Annotated in this window: 17 protein-coding genes; 14 read left to right on the top strand and 3 right to left on the bottom strand. The window is 43.6% G+C overall.

Annotation, left to right across the window (positions count from 1 at the left end; translation table 11 throughout):
• From ftsY to MHN32_RS16325, 7 genes are all read left to right on the top strand, one after another.
• The coding region (ftsY, locus tag MHN32_RS16295; protein ID WP_239422332.1) for a signal recognition particle-docking protein FtsY at positions 1 to 1,906 on the top strand (1,906 nt) is incomplete at its 5' end.
• 113 nt (positions 1,907 to 2,019) lie between these two features.
• Complete coding sequence (gene ftsE / locus MHN32_RS16300) at positions 2,020 to 2,697, top strand: cell division ATP-binding protein FtsE (protein ID WP_017218471.1); 678 nt, start codon at positions 2,020 to 2,022, stop codon at positions 2,695 to 2,697.
• The gene (gene ftsX / locus MHN32_RS16305; RefSeq protein WP_010607197.1) at positions 2,694 to 3,680 is read left to right on the top strand and encodes a permease-like cell division protein FtsX; all 987 of its coding nucleotides are present in this window, start codon (positions 2,694 to 2,696) and stop codon (positions 3,678 to 3,680) included. The genes ftsE and ftsX overlap by 4 nt, the downstream gene beginning before the upstream one ends.
• A gap of 298 nt (positions 3,681 to 3,978) precedes the next feature.
• Positions 3,979 to 4,836, top strand: coding sequence for an RNA polymerase sigma factor RpoH (rpoH, locus tag MHN32_RS16310; RefSeq protein WP_010374102.1), 858 nt, complete (start codon positions 3,979 to 3,981; stop codon positions 4,834 to 4,836).
• Positions 4,837 to 5,030: 194 nt separating this feature from the next.
• Positions 5,031 to 5,744 (top strand): 1-acylglycerol-3-phosphate O-acyltransferase, encoded by a 714-nt coding sequence (locus tag MHN32_RS16315; RefSeq protein ID WP_029215903.1) that lies wholly within the window; start codon positions 5,031 to 5,033, stop codon positions 5,742 to 5,744.
• Positions 5,744 to 6,079 carry a ribonuclease E inhibitor RraB gene (gene rraB, locus MHN32_RS16320; RefSeq protein ID WP_010374098.1) on the top strand — a complete coding sequence of 112 codons (336 nt, stop codon included), beginning with the start codon at positions 5,744 to 5,746 and terminating at the stop codon, positions 6,077 to 6,079. Before MHN32_RS16315 ends, rraB begins: the two co-directional genes overlap by 1 nt.
• Before the next feature lie 225 nt (positions 6,080 to 6,304).
• Positions 6,305 to 7,579 (top strand): HD domain-containing phosphohydrolase, encoded by a 1,275-nt coding sequence (locus MHN32_RS16325; protein ID WP_211867054.1) that lies wholly within the window; start codon positions 6,305 to 6,307, stop codon positions 7,577 to 7,579.
• On the opposite strand, the gene MHN32_RS16330 is transcribed toward MHN32_RS16325, so the two are convergent.
• Positions 7,576 to 7,893 carry a hypothetical protein gene (locus tag MHN32_RS16330; RefSeq protein ID WP_010374094.1) on the bottom strand — a complete coding sequence of 106 codons (318 nt, stop codon included), beginning with the start codon at positions 7,891 to 7,893 and terminating at the stop codon, positions 7,576 to 7,578. The genes MHN32_RS16325 and MHN32_RS16330 overlap by 4 nt on opposite strands.
• Positions 7,894 to 8,266: 373 nt before the next feature.
• Here MHN32_RS16330 and MHN32_RS16335 point away from each other — a divergent pair, with 373 nt between their 5' ends.
• Positions 8,267 to 9,526 (top strand): outer membrane protein transport protein, encoded by a 1,260-nt coding sequence (locus MHN32_RS16335; protein ID WP_239422333.1) that lies wholly within the window; start codon positions 8,267 to 8,269, stop codon positions 9,524 to 9,526.
• 44 nt (positions 9,527 to 9,570) lie between these two features.
• On the opposite strand, the gene mutS is transcribed toward MHN32_RS16335, so the two are convergent.
• On the bottom strand, positions 9,571 to 12,162 hold the full coding sequence (gene mutS / locus MHN32_RS16340) for a DNA mismatch repair protein MutS (protein WP_239422334.1): 2,592 nt from the start codon (positions 12,160 to 12,162) through the stop codon (positions 9,571 to 9,573).
• Between the two features lie 24 nt (positions 12,163 to 12,186).
• On the opposite strand from mutS, the gene MHN32_RS16345 reads away from it, so the two are divergent.
• From MHN32_RS16345 to MHN32_RS16360, 4 genes are all read left to right on the top strand, one after another.
• The gene (locus tag MHN32_RS16345; RefSeq protein WP_102057545.1) at positions 12,187 to 12,678 is read left to right on the top strand and encodes a nicotinamide-nucleotide amidohydrolase family protein; all 492 of its coding nucleotides are present in this window, start codon (positions 12,187 to 12,189) and stop codon (positions 12,676 to 12,678) included.
• A gap of 66 nt (positions 12,679 to 12,744) precedes the next feature.
• Positions 12,745 to 13,800, top strand: coding sequence for a recombinase RecA (recA, locus tag MHN32_RS16350; protein ID WP_095729681.1), 1,056 nt, complete (start codon positions 12,745 to 12,747; stop codon positions 13,798 to 13,800).
• 339 nt (positions 13,801 to 14,139) lie between these two features.
• Positions 14,140 to 15,456: an adenylosuccinate synthase gene (locus tag MHN32_RS16355; RefSeq protein ID WP_010378944.1), complete on the top strand. Its 1,317-nt coding sequence runs from the start codon at positions 14,140 to 14,142 to the stop codon at positions 15,454 to 15,456.
• A gap of 242 nt (positions 15,457 to 15,698) precedes the next feature.
• The gene (locus MHN32_RS16360) at positions 15,699 to 16,337 is read left to right on the top strand and encodes an SEL1-like repeat protein (RefSeq protein ID WP_010378945.1); all 639 of its coding nucleotides are present in this window, start codon (positions 15,699 to 15,701) and stop codon (positions 16,335 to 16,337) included.
• A gap of 347 nt (positions 16,338 to 16,684) precedes the next feature.
• Here the strand turns inward: MHN32_RS16360 and MHN32_RS16365 are convergent, their stop codons facing one another.
• Complete coding sequence (locus tag MHN32_RS16365) at positions 16,685 to 18,556, bottom strand: sodium:proton antiporter (RefSeq protein WP_174170617.1); 1,872 nt, start codon at positions 18,554 to 18,556, stop codon at positions 16,685 to 16,687.
• A gap of 571 nt (positions 18,557 to 19,127) precedes the next feature.
• On the opposite strand from MHN32_RS16365, the gene proB reads away from it, so the two are divergent.
• Together proB and MHN32_RS16375 are read left to right on the top strand one after the other, a co-directional pair.
• Complete coding sequence (gene proB / locus MHN32_RS16370; protein WP_017218481.1) at positions 19,128 to 20,228, top strand: glutamate 5-kinase; 1,101 nt, start codon at positions 19,128 to 19,130, stop codon at positions 20,226 to 20,228.
• Positions 20,229 to 20,231: 3 nt separating this feature from the next.
• Complete coding sequence (locus tag MHN32_RS16375; protein ID WP_174170619.1) at positions 20,232 to 21,479, top strand: glutamate-5-semialdehyde dehydrogenase; 1,248 nt, start codon at positions 20,232 to 20,234, stop codon at positions 21,477 to 21,479.
• Positions 21,480 to 21,654 lie beyond the last annotated feature (175 nt).

A 21,654-nucleotide genomic window follows, 5' to 3' on the forward strand; every position in this document is an offset into this window, starting at 1 on the left:
AGCAAAAGAACAAGCTGAGCGTGAGGAAGCAGAACTTCAGGCACAACTTGCGAAAGAACAAGCTGAGCGTGAGGAAGCAGCACGCCAAGAACAGTTAGCGAAAGAACAAGCCGAGCGTGAAGAAGTAGAACGCCAAGAACAGTTAGCAAAGGAACAAGCTGAGCGTGAAGAAGCGGAACGTCAGGCACAATTAGCAAAAGAACAAGCCGAGCGTGAAGAATCAGAACGTCAGGCACAACTAGCGAAAGAACAAGCCGAGCGTGAAGAATCAGAACGTCAGACACAATTAGCAAAAGAACAAGCTGAACGTGAAGAGGCAGAGCATCAGGCACAATTAGCGAAAGAACAAGCTGAGCGTGAAGAAGCAGAGCGTCAGGCACAATTAGCGAAAGAACAAGCCGAGCGTGAAGAAGCCGAACGTCAGGCACAATTAGCGAAAGAACAAGCTGAGCGTGAAGAGGCACAGCGTCAGGCACAATTAGCGAAAGAACAAGCCGAGCGTGAAGAAGCCGAACGTCAGGTACAATTAGCGAAAGAACAAGCTGAGCGTGAAGAAGCAGAACGTCAGGCACAATTAGCGAAAGAGCAAGCTGAGCGTGAAGAAGCAGAACGTCAGGCGCAATTAGCGAAAGAACAAGCCGAGCGTGAAGAAGCAGAACGTCAGGCGCAATTAGCGAAAGAACAAGCCGAGCGTGAGGAAGCAGCACGCCAAGAACAGTTAGCAAAGGAACAAGCTGATCGTGAAGAAGCAGAACGTCAGGCGCAACAAGCAAAAGAACAAGCTGAGCGTGAGGAAGCAGAACGCCAAGAACAGTTAGCTAAAGAACAAGCTGAGCGTGAAGAGGCAGAACGCCAGGCGCAATTAGCGAAAGAACAAGCTGAACGTGAAGAAGCAGAACGTCAGGCGCAATTAGCAAAAGAACAAGCCGAGCGTGAAGAGGAAGAGCGTCAAGCACAATTAGCTCAAGAACAACAAAAGCCGAAAAAAGAAGGTTTCTTCTCCCGCCTTAAAAAAGGCTTGTTGAAAACCAAGGCCAATATCGGCTCAGGCTTTGCTTCGGTATTCAAAGGCAAGAAAATCGATGATGAGCTGTTCGAAGATCTAGAAACGCAATTGCTAACGGCTGATATTGGTGTTGAAACCACGATGAAGCTAATAGATAACCTGACTGATGCCGCTGATAGAAAGCAGTTAAAAGACGGTGAAGCTTTATATGATCTAATGAAAAAAGAAATGTCAGAGATCTTAAAAACGGCTGAGCAACCGCTTGAGATCCCTACCGATAAGAAACCTTTTGTTATCTTAATGGTCGGCGTAAATGGCGTTGGTAAAACGACAACAATCGGTAAGCTTGCCAAACAGTTTCAAAGCGAAGGTAAATCTGTCATGTTGGCGGCTGGCGATACTTTCCGCGCGGCTGCGGTAGAGCAGTTGCAGGTATGGGGTGAAAGAAACAGTATCCCTGTTGTTGCCCAGCACACAGGTGCTGATTCTGCGTCGGTGGTATTTGATGCCTTCCAAGCCGCTAAAGCGAGAAATATCGATGTATTAATAGCGGATACAGCGGGTCGATTACAAAATAAAGATAACCTAATGCAAGAGCTTGAGAAGATAGCTCGAGTAATGAAAAAGTTAGACCCAGACGCGCCACATGAAGTGATGTTGACGATTGATGCCGGAACTGGTCAGAATGCGATTAGCCAGGTAAAACTGTTTAATCAAGCGGTTGGCTTAACTGGTATCACGTTAACTAAGCTTGATGGTACAGCCAAAGGTGGGGTTATCTTTGCTGTGGCGGATCAGTTTAAGGTGCCAATTCGATATATCGGTGTAGGTGAAGGCATTGATGACTTACGCACCTTTAAGAGTGATGATTTTATCGAGGCATTGTTCAGTCAAGAATAAATAGAGACATCAGTTGCAATAAAGCGGGCAAATTTGCCCGCTTTATTCGATTGCCGAATTGCTACAATGCCACGGACTGAGTGTCATGGTTAAAATAAGTATAAGAGGCCAACATGATTAAATTTGAGCAAGTGAGCAAAACTTATCCTGGTGGGCACAAAGCACTGGAAAAAGTGAGCTTTGAACTTGCAAATGGAGAACTCGCATTTTTAACCGGCCACAGTGGCGCTGGTAAAAGTACATTATTAAAGTTGGTTAGCGTGATGGAAAGGCCATCAGCAGGCCGTGTCTACATTAATGGTGTCGATCTCAATACGGTATCTAACCGGCAAGTTCCTTTCGTTCGCCGAGATATTGGGATTATTTTTCAAAACCACCGCCTACTCGAACGTTACAGCGTATTTGATAACGTCGCACTACCTTTAGTTATTGAAGGTACTCACCATAAACAGATCACCAAAAGAGTACATGCCGCTCTGGACAAGGTGGGTTTGCTTGATAAAGCAAAGTGCCATCCGAGTGTGTTATCTGGAGGTGAACAGCAACGTGTTGGCATAGCAAGAGCGATTGTTAACTCGCCGCCTTTGCTGCTTGCAGATGAACCTACGGGGAACTTAGACCCAGAACTATCGATGGAAATTCTGAACCTATTTGAAGAATTTAATCGCCGTGGTACATCCGTTCTTATCGCTACTCATGATTTGGGGTTAATAGCACGTATGAAATACCGTAGCTTCACGCTTAATCAAGGACGCATGCTACAAGATCCGCTAGCGGAGGACACGCTATGAGTTTGCTGTTTAAAGGACGGGGAAATCAGGCTGAACAGAGTAAAAAATCGATATTTCATCATTTTTACTTTTTTTGTTTGATGATTATTCGTCAAGGTGTACAGAGCCTTGGGGAAATGTGGCGTACGCCAATGGCCTCTTTAATGACTATTCTAGTTTTGGGGCTCAGCCTGACATTGCCTGCGACGCTTTATGTGGTAGTGAAAAATGTACAGCAGGTAAGTAGCGGGTTTAAAGAGGCATCTGAAATATCATTGTTCGTTAAAGATGAAATGACAGAAGCACAGACACAAACCTTGGTGAAGCGACTTGCACTCTATCCAGAAATAGAAAAAGTAGTACTGATTAGTAAAAGCCAAGCTCTGGACGAGTTTAAGTCAATGTCAGGCTTTGGTCAGGCGCTTAACTATTTAGAAGAAAACCCGCTGCCCAATGTTGTGTTGGTAACGCCTGTTAGTCGTTTTAGAAAACCACAAGCCGCAACTGAGCTTCTTACTAAACTTGAAAAAGAGCGCGAGGTCGAGTTTGGTAAGCTGGATATTGAATGGCTAGAGCGCCTAAATGCACTACTGGGGTTACTAAAAGAAAGTGTGATCACCGTGGGGTTTCTATTGCTTAGCGCCGTTATCTTGATTATTGGAAATACCATACGCTTATCCATCATGGACAAGAAAGAAGAAATTCAAGTGCTAAAACTGGTGGGAGCGACCAATACTTTTATTCAGGCTCCGTTTCTTTGGACTGGTGTATGGTATGGCATAGTCGGTGGTTTGGTTGCCTTTATCTGTGTTGGCCTTATGTTGTGGTGGCTGGAGTCAGCTGTATCTACAGTTGTTGGGGTATATCAAAGCAACTTTGTGCTTCAGGGAATGGCAGGGAATGAACTTTTAGTGCTACTTGGCACTGCAATTACTTTAGGGTTTGTAGGCTCTTTTCTTTCTGTACACCGTTATATCAAAGAGATTGAACCTGAAAAGGTATGATTTAACGCTACAAACACCAATCGACTGCTAAAGTGTAGCAGTCGGTTGCCAATTACTATCAGATTTTAGCACTCAAACAATCAGAACTAATTAAATTTAGCACTGTCATAAAAAAATAATATCGTAAAAAGAAGCCTAGTTAATTCAATATTTTTAATATTATTCAGCAGGTTATATTTTATTTTTGAAGTTCTTCTAAAAAGGTTGATTTTAAAAATCAGATAAAGTAGATTGCATTTAGCACTCTAGATGTTAGAGTGCTAAATATACACGAAACGGTTTATCACTGAGGTGAAACATGACTAAAGATTTATACGCATTAGCACTAACTGGGCAGCAAAGCGCAAGTGTTGAAGGTTACCTTCAATCTGTAAGCACAATACCTATGCTTGGCGCTGAGGAAGAGAAAAAACTTGCGACACGTCTTCAGGAAGAAGGGGATCTTAACGCGGCTAAGCAACTCATTATGTCTCATTTGAGATTTGTTGCTCACATCGCAAAAAGTTATTCGGGCTATGGCCTACCTCAGGCTGATTTAATCCAAGAAGGAAATATTGGGTTGATGAAAGCAGTAAAGCGTTTTGACCCAAGCGTGGGTGTGCGCCTTGTTTCTTTTGCGGTACATTGGATTAAAGCAGAAATCCATGAATATGTATTAAAGAACTGGCGTATTGTTAAAGTTGCGACGACAAAAGCGCAGCGTAAATTATTCTTCAATCTACGCAAAAATAAAAAGCGTTTAGGTTGGTTTAACCAAGACGAAGTGACAACGGTTGCAAACGAGCTTGGTGTAAGTGAGAAAGAAGTTCGCGAGATGGAGTCTCGTATGGCAGGCCAAGATATGGGCTTTGACCTATCTGCTGACGATGATGAAAGCCAAGCTGGTAATTTCTCTCCAGTACAGTATTTAACAGACACAAGTAGTGACCTTGCCGAAGAAGTTGAGCAAGAGCAGTGGCAAGAGCAGTCACATAATCGCCTATTTGCAGCACTGAAAACGCTTGATGAACGCTCTCAAGATATCGTAAGTGCACGTTGGCTTGCTGACGAAAAAGCAACATTACAAGATCTTGCTGAGAAATATAGCGTGTCGGCAGAGCGTGTACGCCAGCTAGAAAAGTCAGCAATGAAAAAGCTGCAAAACGCAATGAGCTAAATTTTGCAAAAATGATAAATCGTGTGTCAAATGCCGCTACTCAGCGGCATTTTTATTTTCTATAAATAGATCAGTACCTTAACTATCATACTCTGAGATTCCTCTGGCAGCCTCTAAACTATCATCATTTTGAGCTTACAAGTGTTCGCTTATTTTACTATAATGCGCAAGATTTTAATTCTGGAGTGGTTAAATTGATTGCCATTATACGAATTCTCTTATTAACAGTGTTTATCATTGTTAGTGGTATTTGCGGATTGTTATTGTGCATTGTGCGCCCTTTTCATGCTAACAATGTGCACACGATAGCCAAATGGTATGGCTATATGTCAAAGTTGATAGGCGTTGAGTTGGTGATAACGCAGCATGAAAATGCCAAGCATGTTGTCCCCGCGATGTATGTTGCAAATCACCAAAATAATTATGATCTCTTTACGCTGCCGGCCGTGGTGCCAAAAAACACCGTCAGCATGGGGAAAAAAAGTTTAAAGTGGATCCCGTTTTTTGGACAAATGTATTGGCTATCTGGCAACATTTTGATTGATAGAGCCAATCGTTCTAAAGCCTTAGGAACACTGACCAAATCAGCAAAAAAAATCACCGAGTCAAAACTATCGGTTTGGATGTTCCCTGAAGGGACCAGAAGCTATGGTCGCGGTTTGTTGCCATTTAAAACCGGGGCATTTCACACCGCAATGAGCGCCAATGTGCCTATTATCCCAGTATGTATGAGTTCAACGCATGAGCAGATAAAGCTCAATCGTTGGAATAATGGTAAGGTCTATATCGACATGCTAGAACCGGAATATTTAGACCCTGAAGTGCCAGCAAGGGATCACGCTGCTCAGATCCATGCTAAAATGGCTCAAAGAATAGCTGAATTAGATGCAAAAGCGAGATTAAAATAATGGAAAACTGGCGTGAGATAAGTGAAGACATCGTTTCTTCATTGCTAGAAGACGGTTCAAACCCTGAAACGCTTTATGAAGTAGAACATCACTTTGTAAGTGAGGATTTTGACAAGCTGGAAGCAGCAGCATTAGCGGCATTTAAATTGGGCTATGATGTTGAAGAACCAGCAGAGCTTGAGCTCGAAGACGGCGGTAAAATTTGGGGCTTTGATGTTGTAGTAGAAGCCGAACTGGATACCGACGTTATCATGGAAGACGTAGACAAGTTAGAAAAGGTTGCACTAGACGCTGGCGTTGAATACGACGGCTGGGGAACTTATTTCCAAGAATAGCAACTGTATAAAACCCAGCATGTATATGGTGTTGGGTTTCCCCTTCTGCAACACTTCATAAATACCTCAAATTAAATCACTTAATTAAGTAAACTGGTATAACAAGCGTTTCTGAGTGGTTGTAATTTCACCATACCTTTGTGTGAATTTAATCTGAATAGATGGTGTTTCACCTCATTCAATGGTATTAATATTCATTGGCTAACTACGTAGTGTAAGCGATTCATGCAGATTGTCCTCCCAATTGAAGATCTTAGACCTGGCATGTTTGTGGATAATGTTCACAAGCATAAGTCTGACGCGGGTATTAAGATCAAATCTCGGGGAATGGTCAGAGATGAAGCCATCATTCAAAAGCTGATTGACAAAGGAGTACTTGAGCTCACTATAGACTTTACGCAGAGCGATATTCCTGTACCACAGAAATACCAGCAGCCAGCAGAACCGGTCACTGAAGCACCACAAGCCCCTGAAGAACCTGCCGCCAAAAATGGCATGGATGGCAGTCTTTCCACCGCTCGCAGCAAACCAAAATCCAAAGCCAAAACGGTGAGTAAAGAACAAACTTTGCAGCAAGAATTTGCGGTTGCGATGCAAAAGTTTGAAAAGAATAACCGTCAGATCCAAAGCCTCTATGGAGATGTAACATCGGGTTTGAAGGTCGATATGAGCCTCATCAATGAGGTAAGTAAAGACATCGTCGATTCGGTACTGCGTAATTCAAATGCGATGGCGATTTTAACTCGGATCAAAGACAAAGATGCCTACAATTGGCGTCATATGACCAACTGCGCAATTCTGATCACCGTATTTGCCAAGCACCTTGGTTTGCAACATCACATTATTGAACAGTTAGCCATGGGGGCGATGTTGCATGACATTGGTCACGCTAAGTTACCCCAGGGGTTGATCAATAAGCCGGGTAATTTTACCGATCTTGAGTATCGTGCGGTCAAAAAGCACGTGGCGCAGTCTTTAGGATTGAGCAAAGGTGAGTCTGGGATCACGCCTATTATGCTGGACATGATCATCAACCATCATGAACGCTTAGATGGTACAGGTTATCCCAGAGGGATTAAGGACGACGCACTCAGCACCGCGGCAAGAATGATGGCGATTGTGGATGTATACGACGCCATAACCTCAGATCAGCACCACAAAGAGGCTGATGAACCAATTAATGCGTTACGTTTTTTACTGTCGAGTAAAAAGCAATTTGATCCTATTTTAGTGCAGCGTTTTATTAAGTGTATGGGGGTTCACCCCGTAGGGACTATTGTTAAACTGACCAACGAGCGATTAGGATTGGTACTAGAAGGCAATAAGCATGCACCAACCGCACCTCTTGTACGTGTGTTTTACAATACCAAACATCTCCACCATGTTACGGCAAAAGATTTGGATTTAAGCGAGTCAGAGATAAAAGTGATCGCAAGTGTCAGGCCGCTTGATTATCAAATTAACCTCTCACGATTGCTAAGAGATCAATTATTGATTTAAGGTTTGGATTGCGCGACTGGGAAGAAAGCGTTTTTACAGCGTCTTTTGAGATTTTGCCATCTAGCAGAGAGCATTGCGCCAGTCATACAGCTTGCCATCATTAATATCCACAGTAATGTTCCCTTTTCCGAATGTAACGCCGCACAGCTTAGCAGCAGTGATAGCAGCGCTGCGACAATTGCACCTAGCCAGTATTGACTGACCGGATTATCACACTCTCCTGCGTGGCGACAGGCACAGTAGTTTGCTTTACACAGGCAATATACGCTGAGACCGCAAAATACCAATGCGCAAACGATTAATGCTATCGACATGTTGTTCTCCTTAGCACGATTAACACACTGAATGACTCATACTCAGATTGAAGAGTGTATATAAGGGATGAAGGTACGTCAATGATATTGGTAATTATTATCATTTGGTAATTTGTCTCATCCGATGAGTTTACAAAGTGCGTAATTTGTTCGTTATATGTTCACTTAATCAACGAAAAGTCGCAAAAAAGGAGATTTCTACTCCACTTTTAGGTAGGGTGTCATGAATTTATTATTCTGCCAATTTGGTGGGTGTGTGGCATAGCTGGATATTGGCTAGGTGAGCAAGGTCAAAGTGAGGCTGCGCAGTGTTACTCGAATTGGTTTTTTTAACCATTACTCAGGAAATGGTTAGTTCACAGGGGATTAGAGTATGAACAAAGTATTATTAGGTCTTATCGCATCAGGTGCGATTTTATCGTCATCACAAGCACTAGCTGCCGCCTTCCAACTTGCGGAACAAAACGTATCTGGCCTTGGTCGTGCTTATGCGGGTGAAGCATCTGCAGCCGACGATGCGTCAGTGGTAGCACGTAACCCAGCATTGATGGGTAAGCTATCGGGCACGCAACTATCAGTCGCAGCTATGTATGTTCAACCAGATGTAAGCCTAACAGGGACTAGTACCAATAATGGTATTCCTGCATCAGCGTTAAATGACAACAGCATCGCACCAAGTGCTATTATTCCTGCTATTTATGCAACGCACAAATATAACGACCAATGGTCGATTGGTGCAGGTATCTATTCACAGTTTGGTCTATCTACAGAATTCGATAAGGATTATGTTGCTGGCCAAATCGCGGGTGAAACTGAAATCAAGACCGTTAACTTAGGTATTTCTGCTGCTTACCAAATTGATGAGCAATGGAGCGTAGCGTTTGGTATTAATGAAGTTTATGCCGATGCTAAAATCGTTCGTAACCTTGGTGCGACAACGACAGGTTTGCCAGCCAGTACTCAGGCGGTACACTTAGAAGGTGACGATTATGGCTTTGGTTGGAACCTAGGCGTTGCTTATCAAATTGATGAAAACAACCTAATCGGCTTCCATTACCGTAGTGAAACAGATATCACATTTGATGGCCACTTTAGCAACGACTTACCAGCAGCGATGGGCGGCTTGAATGGCGCGTCACTACCTGGTTCAGTGGATGTAACGTTACCTGCGATTGCTGAGATCTCAGGTTCTCATAAATTAAACCAAGAAACCTCACTACACTACAGCGTACTTTGGACTGGCTGGAGCAGCTTCGATGAACTTAAAGCGATTATCGGTACTTCACAGTCGGCATTTACGAAAGAAGAAAATTTTTCAAACTCTTTGCGCTTCTCTGTTGGTGCTGATTATCAGTTAAGTGAATATGTTAAGTTGCGTGCAGGCATGGCGTATGATGAATCGCCTGCGGATGAAAACCTTCTATCAATTTCAATCCCAGATACAGACCGTACATGGTACTCTTTTGGTGCTGAGTATACTTTACCAAATCAAGCAACACTTGATTTTGGTATCAGTCTACTACGAGGCAAGACTCAAGACTTTATCGAGACCGACAAAGCGCAAAGCGAGTGGGGTTTCCGCTCTAAAGGCCATGCGATGATCTTTGGTCTTCAGTATAACCACAAGTTCTAATTGTGAGAGAACATTAAAAAAGCGGCTTGGCCGCTTTTTACTTTCTATAGCTTAGATTTAAGTTGATATAGCAAAGCATGAGCTTGCTTTGGTGTCATATCATCGGGATCCATATCTGCAAGTAGCGCTTCAACCTCAGAAGGCTCATTGGCAAGCATTAAGCTCTGCTGTACAGGTGCGGCTACATGAACAGGCTTATCGCCAACGACACTCTGATGTTGCTCTAACAAAGCGAGTTTCTGTTTCGCTAACTTAATCACTGCTTTTGGCACGCCGGCAAGACTTGCTACCTGTAAACCAAAACTCTTACTTGCAGCCCCTTCCATCACTGTGTGTTTGAAGGCAATAGTATCGTTATGTTCAACGGCATCCAAATGCACATTAACAAGGCCTGCTTGCTGCTCAGCCAATTCGGTTAACTCAAAATAATGAGTAGCAAACAGTGTTTTTGCTGCAATTTTGCTGGCGAGATAATCCGCTGTCGCATAAGCGAGTGATAAACCGTCATAGGTGCTTGTCCCACGACCAATTTCGTCCATTAGCACCAATGATTGGGCGGTTGCATTGTTTAAAATGGTTGCAGTTTCGGTCATTTCAACCATAAAGGTTGAGCGCCCAGAGGCAAGGTCATCACTGGCACCAATGCGAGTAAAAATACGATCGACAATTCCGATGGTGGCTGCGCTTGCCGGTACATAGCTGCCAATATGCGCCATCAACACAATTAACGCGGTTTGACGCATATAGGTCGATTTACCACCCATATTTGGTCCAGTAATAATGAGCATTTTACGTTCATCGTTGAGTTTTACTGGGTTGGCAATGAATGGTTCTTTACTTACTTGTTCTACGACTGGGTGGCGACCATCCACTAAATCAATTTCAGTGCCCTCGGTAAGCGTGGGCTTGCAATAGTCTAGTGTCTGAGCACGTTCGGCTAAGGTGTTTAATACGTCCAGATCGGCAAGCGCTGCAGCCATGACTTGCAATTGTTCAATATAAGGAGCGATGAGTTCAAAGAGCTCTTCATATAGGCGCTTTTCAAGTGCTAGTGCTTTCGATTGGCTACCAAGCACTTTGTCTTCATGTTCTTTTAGCTCAGGAATAATGTAGCGTTCGTTATTTTTCAGTGTTTGTCTGCGAATGTATTCCGCGGGCACTAAGTGCGAATTGGCCCGGCTGATCTCAATATAAAATCCGTGAACGCGGTTATACCCAATTTTTAATGTCGAGATCCCTGTGCGTTCGCGCTCTCTTTCTTCAAGTTTTTCTAAAACATCCGTGGCACCTGCGCTTAATGCGCGTAGCTCGTCAAGCTCTGCATTGTAGCCCTGTGCTATTACTCCACCATCACGAATGAGAACAGGGGGATTGTCGATAACCGCTCGTTCTAACAAATCTTGTAACTTAGGTAATGCAGGTGAATGGCTAATAATAGACTGAAGTCTCGTATCCGTCGCATCTTGTAAAATATCATGCAGTGGCGGTAACGCTTGTAATGCACTTCTTAAGCGCGTTAGATCACGCGGACGAGCGGTAAATAACGCTAACCGGGCTACGACTCGTTCAATATCGCCAATGTGTTTTAGTGCATCGTAAACTTCCATGCATAGTTGTTGTTCGATAAGGCTCGCAATCGCATTGAGTCGAGCATTGAGCTCTTTGCGTTCGCGCACGGGCGTATGAATGCGGCGTTTTAGTAAGCGCGAACCCATGGCCGTTGAAGACTTATCTAAAATCTGCGCTAAGGTGTTTTCAACACCGCCAGAGAGGTTTAGAGTTAGCTCTAAGTTTTTGCGCGTCGCGGCATCTAAGATCACCGCGTGCTCATTCTTTTCGAGCGTGATCGCACGTATATGAGGTAATGCAGTGCGTTGCGTGTCTTTCACGTATTGCATGACACAACCCGCGGCGATTAAACCCATATTGGCATTGTCGACACCAAAACCGACTAAGTCGCGGGTTGCAAACTGCTGACAAAGTAAATGCTTTGCTGTGTCTAAATCAAACTCCCAATCTGGACGGCGACGACTGCCTTTAATGCTTTCTAGCACTAAAAGGTTCTGAAATGATTCTGGATATAACAATTCTGCGGGCTGCAAGCGCTGTAACGTGGAATTAAGTGCTTCGTCAGTCTGTAGCTCTACGATATTAAATCGGCCCGAGTTAATATCAAGATAGGCAACGCCATAACCTAAGTTTTTTGGATGTTGGTAGACCGCCGCAAGTAAATTATCTTGGCGTTCTTGCAATAGTGCTTCGTCGGTGACGGTACCTGGAGTAACAATACGCACAACTTTACGTTCTACAGGACCTTTACTGGTCGCAGGGTCGCCAACTTGCTCACAAATAGCAACAGATTCACCCAGTTGTACCAAGCGAGCTAAGTAGTTTTCAACTGCATGATAGGGAACACCCGCCATTGGAATTGGATTGCCACCGGCTTTACCGCGATAGGTTTGAGAAATATCAAGAAGCTGCGCCGCTCTGATAGCATCGTCAAAGAAGAGTTCATAAAAGTCGCCCATGCGATAGAACAGCAAGATTTCTTGATGCTGAGCTTTAATTCGCAGGTATTGCTGCATCATTGGGGTTTGTTGGTTTATAGTGTGTTCTGAATATAGATCTGACGACATTGTTGATACCTAAAAGGTTTTCCTATGGAGCACTACAAAGAGATAGCCGAATATGCGGCACAATTGGGCGCTATTCTAACGAATAACGGCGTAACAATCACTACCGCAGAGTCATGTACAGGTGGTGGGGTGAGTTATGCGTTAACAGATACGCCGGGGAGCTCTGCTTATATCGAACGTTGTTTTGTGACATACAGTAATCAAGCTAAGCACGAATTATTGGGAGTATCACAACAAACCCTAACGCAATTTGGTGCCGTGAGTGAGCAAACGGTTTTGGAGATGGTCAAAGGTGCTCAGCAGGCAGCTCATGCTGAAGTTGCCATTGCTGTGTCTGGTATCGCTGGACCAACTGGAGGCAGCGTTGATAAGCCCGTAGGTACTGTATGGTTTGCTATTGCGAATAGTGATAGAGTTCAGGCATTTCACCAAGTATTTACTGGGAATAGGGCCGAAATAAGACTTCAAGCCATTGAATTTGCATTAAAAAATGCTATAGCGATGGTAAAATCATAAAATTCTACTTGATACTGTGATTTCATACAGTATACTAGGTGTCATTACGCTGAATTGGAGAAGCAAATGAACGATAACAAGCAAAAGGCATTAGACGCAGCACTATCACAAATTGAGCGTCAGTTTGGTAAAGGCTCAATCATGAAACTGGGTGAGAACAAGGCGCTAGATATTGAAGCCATCTCAACGGGTTCATTAGGTCTGGATATTGCACTTGGTATCGGCGGCTTACCAACTGGTCGTATTGTTGAAATCTATGGTCCAGAATCATCAGGTAAAACAACGCTAACATTACAAGCGATTGCAGAAGCGCAAAAAATGGGAAAAACATGTGCGTTCGTTGATGCTGAACACGCACTCGATCCAATCTATGCCGAAAAGCTAGGCGTTAATGTTGATGAGTTATTAGTATCACAGCCTGACACCGGTGAACAAGCGCTTGAAATTTGTGACATGCTAGTTCGTTCTGGTGCGGTTGATTTGGTTGTTATTGACTCGGTAGCAGCACTTACCCCTAAAGCTGAAATCGAAGGCGATATGGGTGACTCACACGTTGGTTTGCAGGCTCGACTCATGTCACAAGCATTGCGTAAGCTTACTGCTAATATCAAACGCTCGAACACATTATGTATTTTCATCAACCAAATTCGTATGAAGATTGGTGTGATGTTTGGCAACCCTGAAACCACAACTGGTGGTAACGCACTTAAATTCTATGCATCTGTACGTCTTGATATTCGTCGTATCGGTTCAGTGAAAGAAGGTGATGAGGTTGTTGGTAACGAAACTCGTGTTAAGGTTGTGAAAAACAAAGTAGCACCACCATTTAAGCAAGCTGAGTTCATCATCATGTACGGTGAAGGTACGTCGAAACAAGGTGAGTTGATAGACTTAGGTGTGAAACACAAACTGGTTGATAAAGCGGGTGCTTGGTTTAGCTATAACGGCAGTAAAATTGGCCAAGGTAAAGCAAACTCAATTAAGTTCTTAAAAGAAAATGTTGAGATTGCCAATGAAATTGAAGGCAAGTTAAGAGAAATGCTCCTAGCGCAAGCGGTTATTATGCCTGAAGAGGGTGAAGATAAAGGCCTTGCTGAAGTTGAAGACGATTTAGAGCTATAGGCTAACCACTCAAGCTTAACTGCTCGCCAGCAAGCTTGAGCTATATTTTAAAAAGCCCAAAGGTTAACCTTTGGGCTTTTTACATTTTATAAAAGTTTACTTTTGATAACAAAGAGATAGTTATCGATTAATCCGAACAATACAGCTATTTTGATATAAAAATAAAATACGTTGTTTGATTTTCAGCTATTAACCCACCTTTTCAACAAGTTATGTAACTTGCCTTGATGCTTTACATCATCAATCTTATTGAAAGCAGAAAAATTAGGCAAATTGGGGTGATTTCGACTATGGTTTTCTGGTAAAATCTGCGCCTAATTTTTTCTAAGTGAATTTGCAATGGGTAAAAACGTCGTTGTATTAGGCACCCAATGGGGTGACGAAGGTAAAGGTAAAGTAGTTGACCTACTTACAGATAAGGCTTCTTTAGTTGTTCGCTACCAAGGCGGACACAATGCTGGCCATACACTAGTAATTAACGGTGAGAAAACGGTACTACACTTGATCCCATCAGGTGTACTACGCGAAGACGTTAAATGTGTAATTGGTAATGGTGTAGTACTTGCACCAGATGCACTAATGAAAGAAATCCACATGCTTGAAGCGCGTGGCGTTCCTGTACGTGAGCGTCTATTGATCAGCGAAGCATGTCCTTTGATCTTGCCTTACCACGTTGCACTAGACCAAGCGCGTGAACTAGCGCGTGGTGAAAAAGCCATTGGTACAACTGGCCGTGGTATTGGTCCTGCGTACGAAGATAAGGTTGCACGTCGTGGTTTACGTGTTGGCGATCTTTTCAACCCAGAGCAATTTGCTGCGAAGCTTAAAGAAGTACTAGAGTTCCACAACTTCGCCTTGGTTAACTACTACAAAGTAGATCCAGTAGACTTCCAGAAGACATACGATGATGCAATGGAAGTAGCAAAAGTACTTAAGTCAATGATTGTTGACGTTACTGAGCTACTTGATCAAGCGCGTAATGCTGGCGACCATATTCTATTTGAAGGTGCGCAAGGTACATTACTTGATATTGACCACGGTACTTACCCGTACGTAACCTCATCAAACACGACGGCTGGTGGTGTTGCGACTGGTGCAGGTTTTGGTCCGCTACACTTAGATTACGTTTTAGGTATTGTTAAAGCTTACACAACTCGTGTTGGTTCAGGTCCTTTCCCTACAGAGCTTTACGATGGTCAAGACAAGCAAGACCCAGTTGGCAGACACTTAGGCGAGAAAGGCAACGAGTTTGGCGCAACAACTGGTCGTTTACGTCGTACCGGTTGGTTTGATGCAGTGGCAATGCGCCGTGCAGTTCAAATCAACAGCATCAGTGGTTTCTGCTTAACTAAACTAGACGTACTTGATGGTTTAGAAAAAGTGAAAATCTGTACTGGTTACCAATTAGAAGACGGCACTGTGACTAATGTGACTCCTCTTGCTGCTGAAGGCTATGAGAAAGTGACTCCAGTCTACGAAGAAATGCCAGGTTGGAGCGAAAACACCTTTGGTGCAACTTCTGTTGAGCAGCTTCCTGAAGCCGCTATCAATTATATCAAGCGCCTAGAAGAAATCACTGGCGTGCCAATTGATATCATCTCAACAGGCCCAGACCGCGTTGAAACAATGATTGTTCGCAACCCTTTTGCTGAATAATCCTGCTGTCGATTGATAAAGAAAAAAGCTGCTACGGCAGCTTTTTTTGTGTCTATTACCCTACAAGTTTTTGTCTTCCTGCCGATAAGTAAGTGAATTTTTGCTCAGATGATGAAATTAGACTTCGCTTTGGCGTAAATAATGCTTAATCAAATTTGAGTGTCGATGTTGCTGCAGAGCAAGTAATTTGCCTTTGCAGCCTGCTATAGTTAAACAATCAGCTTTACTTTGATGGGTCTTCGATGAATTACTTACTTCGTTATTTTGCAGCTTCAGCATTGAGTGTTTCCTTAAGCCTCAGTATACAGAGCAAAGTATCTGCCGAAGAGGCTATCGAAGCTGTGCCTTTGTATACGCAGCAAGAGCTACTAGCACTCATTGAAAAAAATCAACACCTTGCTCGGGTTAAAGCGGATGAGTGCCAGCTGGTTAAAGATATTGAAGCGCGTGCTGAAATCATGGCGCTGCCTTCGTATCAGTTTCTTTATGGTGACATGTTAGCTTATGCCGTGTGTGTAGACAGAGATGTTGAGCTCGGCCTTTATTATATGAAAAGGGCAGCAGAGCAGGGCCTTGCCGCGGCGCTTGAACAATTAGGTCGTTACTATGATGTTGGCCAGTTGGTGCAAGAAGATAAAGCGATGGCGGTAACCTATCTGAGAGAAGCCGCAGCACTTGGCAACTTAAACGCTCAATTAAGACTCGTAGATGTGTTTAATCAAGGCCACGGTAGCCCTAGAGATTATGAAGACGCCTATCGATGGTTGTTCCATTCCGCAGTTGCAGATAAAAAGCTACATAAGCGGATTCAGGTAGCACTAGGTCAACTGGCAAACAAAATGCCTGATAGTGTGGTCAAGCGTGCGAGATTGCCTATATAACCTGAACTCGGGATAACAACTTGTTCTCTAGCAGCTGCTATCCCTTACTACTGCGTTAAATTTGCTTGCAATAGGCCAGCTATTGGCGCACAAATTTGCCTTGTATTAAGAAATAACTTCTGGCTAGAGTGACACTACGCTTTTGAACTTAGTGATTTTAGTGGATTAACTTACTTCTTATCCCGAGTTCAGGTTGTATAACCTGAGGCTCAGGTTAACTCCGTTGGATCAATAGATATTACTTCAGCAGGTTTTGAGTGCAAAGTAAAAGCGGCGTAAGTGACGCCGCTTTGCTTGTTTCTAAATAAAGCTCGTAAAGTTAGCTTATTTCTTATCCAAATCTCAGGTTAAGTAATTTGCTGGCTGCTAAGCTTTGCACCAATTTGGCTTTCTTTATTCACATTTGGATCTTTAAGAACCGTTAACTTAGGCGGTTGTAACGCCAATACGCGGTCGCCTTCCTCTGGAAGCTTTTTCATGTCAGAGGTAAACGGGCGGATCAAGATGGGTTCCTCATCTTTGTTCTGCTCTGTGAGTACAAACAGCGGGATTGCTTCACTGTTAACCTCTTTATACTGTTCCCATTTAAACTCTTCTGAGATCCGCGTTACGCTCACTTTGCCGCCCTTAGCCATCATGCTACTTAGCTTGGCGTAATTACCTTCGTCACCAAACAAAATTTGGCGAGAAAGGAAAGTGGCGCTATCTTTGTTCGCCTTGGCGTGGTTAGTGGATGATTTGAGCGAATAAACACATTGATCGCCAAGTAAATGAGAAAAGTACTGTACACCTAAAGCGTTGTGATGACGGTTAGGTGAAAGCGCTAGCACTGACTTTAAGCTGGTCAATGGGAGGTAACGCTCTGCATGTTCCGACTGTGGGTTACCATAGTAACAAGGCAGTCCGTCCATTCTCGCCATCTTGCAGTTTTCCCAAGCGGGATCGGAGAGGTAAACATCAATATTTTGGTCTTTTAAGCCTTTAGCCACCGCTCTAGCTACATGGTTTGCACCAATGATAAGTAAGGTATTGGGCTTTGGTTGACGCACTCCTAAAAGACGTGCGAAAGGCGTTGCCGTTAGGCTTTGTAGTACCACGGTGACAATGATGACGGTGAAGATAAGCGGCACCATTTTATCCGCATCTGCTATCTGTGATTTGGTCATACTCAACGCAAAAACTGAGCCTACCGCTGCAGCAACAATACCTCGAGGAGCTATCCAACTTAACAGAATACGAGACTTTATCGGTAAGTCTGTATTGAACGTCGATAAGAATATCGACAGTGGTCGAGCAATAAATAATACTACAGCTAGAAAGATAAAGACGTCAGTGTCTAACAGCATTAAATCTTCTAACTTGAGTCGTGCCGCGAGTAAGATAAATAAGCTCGAAATCAGGATCATTGAGAGATCTTCTTTAAATTCTAACACTGAGTCTATTTCCAAGTCATCTTGGTTAGCGAGCCAAATACCAAAGATAGTCACGGCTAGTAAACCCGACTCATGGCTCAGATGATTCGATAGCGTAAAGCTAAACAACACTAGCGCTAAAATGGCGAACTTGTGAAGCTCGAAAGGAAGCCACTCTTTTCTTATTAGGTAAGTGGTAAGGTAACCTGATGCGACGCCAATACTTATCCCCACACCAAGTGTTGATACGAGCGCCCACAGGGTATGACTGAAGATACCTTCGCCACCAACTAAAGAGACGGCTTCAAATACGAGTACCGCAAAGAGTGCACCAATTGGGTCTATGACTATACCTTCCCAACGTAAAATACGGTCTATGTCTTTGTCTGGGCGCATGGCGTTCAGCATCGGGGCAATAACTGTTGGACCAGTCACGACAAGTACTGCGCCCAAAACGGCGGCAACTTGCCAGTTAAGCTCCAGCACAAAAATTGCGGTCGTTGCTATCACCGCAAAGGTTGCTAACATCCCGATAGAACAAAGATTCCGTACAACCTTACCGATTCCTTTGAGTTCTTTAAAATGCAGGGTTAGTGAACCTTCAAAGAGGATTACAGCAACGGAAAGTGAGACGACGGGAAAGAGTAAATCCCCGAGTAAGGCATCTGGGTCCAGCGTGCCACTAAATGGCCCCAAAGCAAGACCTATAAGAAGTAAAAACAAAATTGCTGGAACCTTAAAGGCCCAAGCAAGCCATTGTGCTATTACAGAACATACTGCAATACCTGCAATGTAGATTGCTGACATAGATTCTCCCCGGTTGGATTATCCCAACATTTTTATCAGTATAGCTAGCATCCAGTTATAACACAGCGCGAATGAGGGTAAAGTGAATAAATTACTGAAAATAAGGTATTATAAAATTGATTTATGGTGGTCATAAATAATTAACATGGGATAGGGTTGCAATCTTACCCTTGCTTACGTTAAGGTAATAAACGTTCAAGGCGTGGAGTAAATCGCGCCGTCATTCACAATCTACTCATTACGCAATTATTCATTGCGGTACAGCCTTTCCGGCCGCACCAAACCATGGTGGCCCTGTTGGAAACGGCTCGACATCAAAGGTTAAGTACTTGATGTCACAATCAATCTTCTATTAGTGAAATGTCAGCCAGTTAACGATTGTTACTGCGTCTGGGTTTAGCATGTGTGGCGACATGATGGGACTAAGGTCTTCGCCGCCGCACGTCTGTTTGTTTTATCTATTTGCCGACTTTTTGGTCGATGCATTGCGCTTTCTGTTGTCTTCTAATAGGAGATATTTGGAGTACCAACTCGTGAGTGGGTGGTTAATTTAATGCAGGAATTTATGTCGATGAAACAGTCAAAACGTATAGTAATCAAGATCGGGAGTGCGTTGATCGCGCCAGAGCAAGATGGGTGTCGATCCCGCTATTTACTCAGCATCGCGCAATTCATCGTGCGTTGTCGAGCCCGAGGTATCGAAGTGATCCTCGTCTCTTCAGGTTCAGTCGCAGCAGGGTCGCACTTATTTCCAAACTCAGAGCAGCCGAGCATTGCGGTAAAAAAAGCGATGGCGGCAGCTGGCCAAACCGAGATGATGGCTACGTGGGACCGCTTCTTCGACTTTCCGTCGGCGCAGATATTGCTGACTCATGGCGACCTGCGTGACAGGGAGCGATATACCAGTATTCGTGAAACAATATTCACTTTACTCGATCATGGAATACTGCCTATTATCAATGAAAATGACACCGTGACCACAGACGATTTGAAGGTGGGAGATAACGATAATTTGTCTGCCATGGTAGCGGGGGCTGCAGATGCCGATGGGCTAATTATTTGCTCCGATGTCAGTGGTTTATATAACAAAAATCCTAATTTACACGCAGATGCAGAGCTGATCTCAGAAGTGACAGAGATCACTGAAGAAATCTACGATATGGCAGGTTGTCCAACGAGCAAGGTTGGCACCGGTGGTATGAAGACCAAAATTGAAGCTGCTGAAAAGGCGACGTCTCACGGTATAGATACTTATATTGTTAACGGCTTCGAAGAAACAACCTTTGAATTATTGTTAGCGGGAAAAAATCCAGGCACGGTATTTACAGCCTATGATAAACCGATGCAAGAAGCAGTGCATTGGATGACTCACACAGCATCAGAGCAAGGTGAGCTGGTCGTAGATAGCGATTATGGCTCAGGCGAAAATCAAGTGGTGGGTCAGTTAAGTGGCGATGAAATCACTGAAGTAAAAGGTGAGTTTTCTGTTGGAGATACCGTACTCGTGAGAAGCAAAGATGGTAAGCGCTTAGCCAAAGCAACCACCAATTACAGTAGCTGCCTATTAAACTTTTTAACTGAACATGAAGAGAATCCGATCAGCGAAAGAATTCAAGATAGTATCGGACCCGTTATTTCAGAACAAGATATTGCATTATTGGAGAAGTCATAAGACATGAGTTTAATCACAGATATTTCATCACAGGCTGCAAAAGCAGCGAAACAGTTAGCACTATTATCTACAGAGCAAAAAAATGCAGTGTTAGCAGATATGGCAAAAGGGATCCGTGATAACAGCGATGCCATTATTAAAGCCAATGAAGCTGACTTAGCTGCTGCTCGTGATAACCAGCTTAGCGACGCCATGATAGATAGATTAACGCTTAACCAAGCGCGGATTGAAAGCATGGCTGAGGGCATTGAGACCATCATTCAACTGGACGATCCAGTGGGTGCACGTAGAGACATGGGTGTAAGACCAAATGGCATTAAAATCAGTAAAATGCGAGTGCCACTTGGTGTTGTCTGCATGATTTATGAGGCGCGCCCCAATGTCACCGCTGACGCCGGTGCACTATGTTTTAAATCAGGTAATGGTGTTATTTTGCGTGGTGGTAAAGAAGCGTTATCAAGTTCTTTAGAGATCGCAAAAGCGATGCATCAGGCGCTCGAAAAACATAATCTACCTGCCGCGTTGGTTTCTGTTATTCCGGATCCAGACCGCGCGTTGTTAATGGAGCTGATGCAGCAAAAAGAATATATCGACCTTATCATCCCACGTGGCGGTGAGGGTCTAATCAATTTCGTTACTGAGAATAGTACGGTGCCAGTGATCCAGCATTTTAAGGGCGTGTGTCACTTGTATATAGATAAAGCGGCCGATCTCGATAAAGCAATGGCGCTTCTGTTAAACGGTAAAACGCAGCGTACTGGTGTATGTAATGCGCTTGAAGGGTTAATCGTTCATCAAGATATCGCTCCGACTTTTTTACCGAAAGTTGCTGCAGCACTAGCAGAAAGGGGTGTGAAAATTAATGCGTGTAAGCAAACCGTAGCTTATTTTGATAATGCAGTTGAGTTAAGCGATGACGAATTTGGCGAAGAATACTTGAGTCTTGAAATAGCGGTTCGTCAGGTTGCTGATTTTAATGCAGCGCTTGCACATATTGATCGCTTTGGTAGTCACCATACCGAAGTTATCTGTACGGAAGACAAAGCAGCTGCTGATTTGTTCCAACGCGGTGTAGATGCTTCCGTCGTGATGGTTAACGCCTCTTCACGCTTTAGTGATGGTTCAGCGTTAGGTTTAGGTGCCGAGATTGGTATTGCTACCACCAAATTGCACGCTTACGGACCTATGGGCTTGGAGTCGCTAACAACCGAAAAGTTTTTAGTGAATGGTGAAGGCCAAATCAGAGAATAATGAACTGATGCTGCTTGAGTAGATAGAAGAATTATACTCAGTGGTATACACAGAATGACATAAGTAACTGCAAAGCTCGGGTCGAAAGACTTGGGCTTTTTTCTTTTCGATTTAGAGGGTTAATTTTGTAAGAAGTAAGAAGTAAGAAGTAAGAAGTAAGAAGTAAGAAGTAAGA

It is taken from the genome of Pseudoalteromonas sp. Of11M-6 (assembly GCF_022347905.1).
Taxonomy (GTDB): Bacteria; Pseudomonadota; Gammaproteobacteria; order Enterobacterales; family Alteromonadaceae; genus Pseudoalteromonas.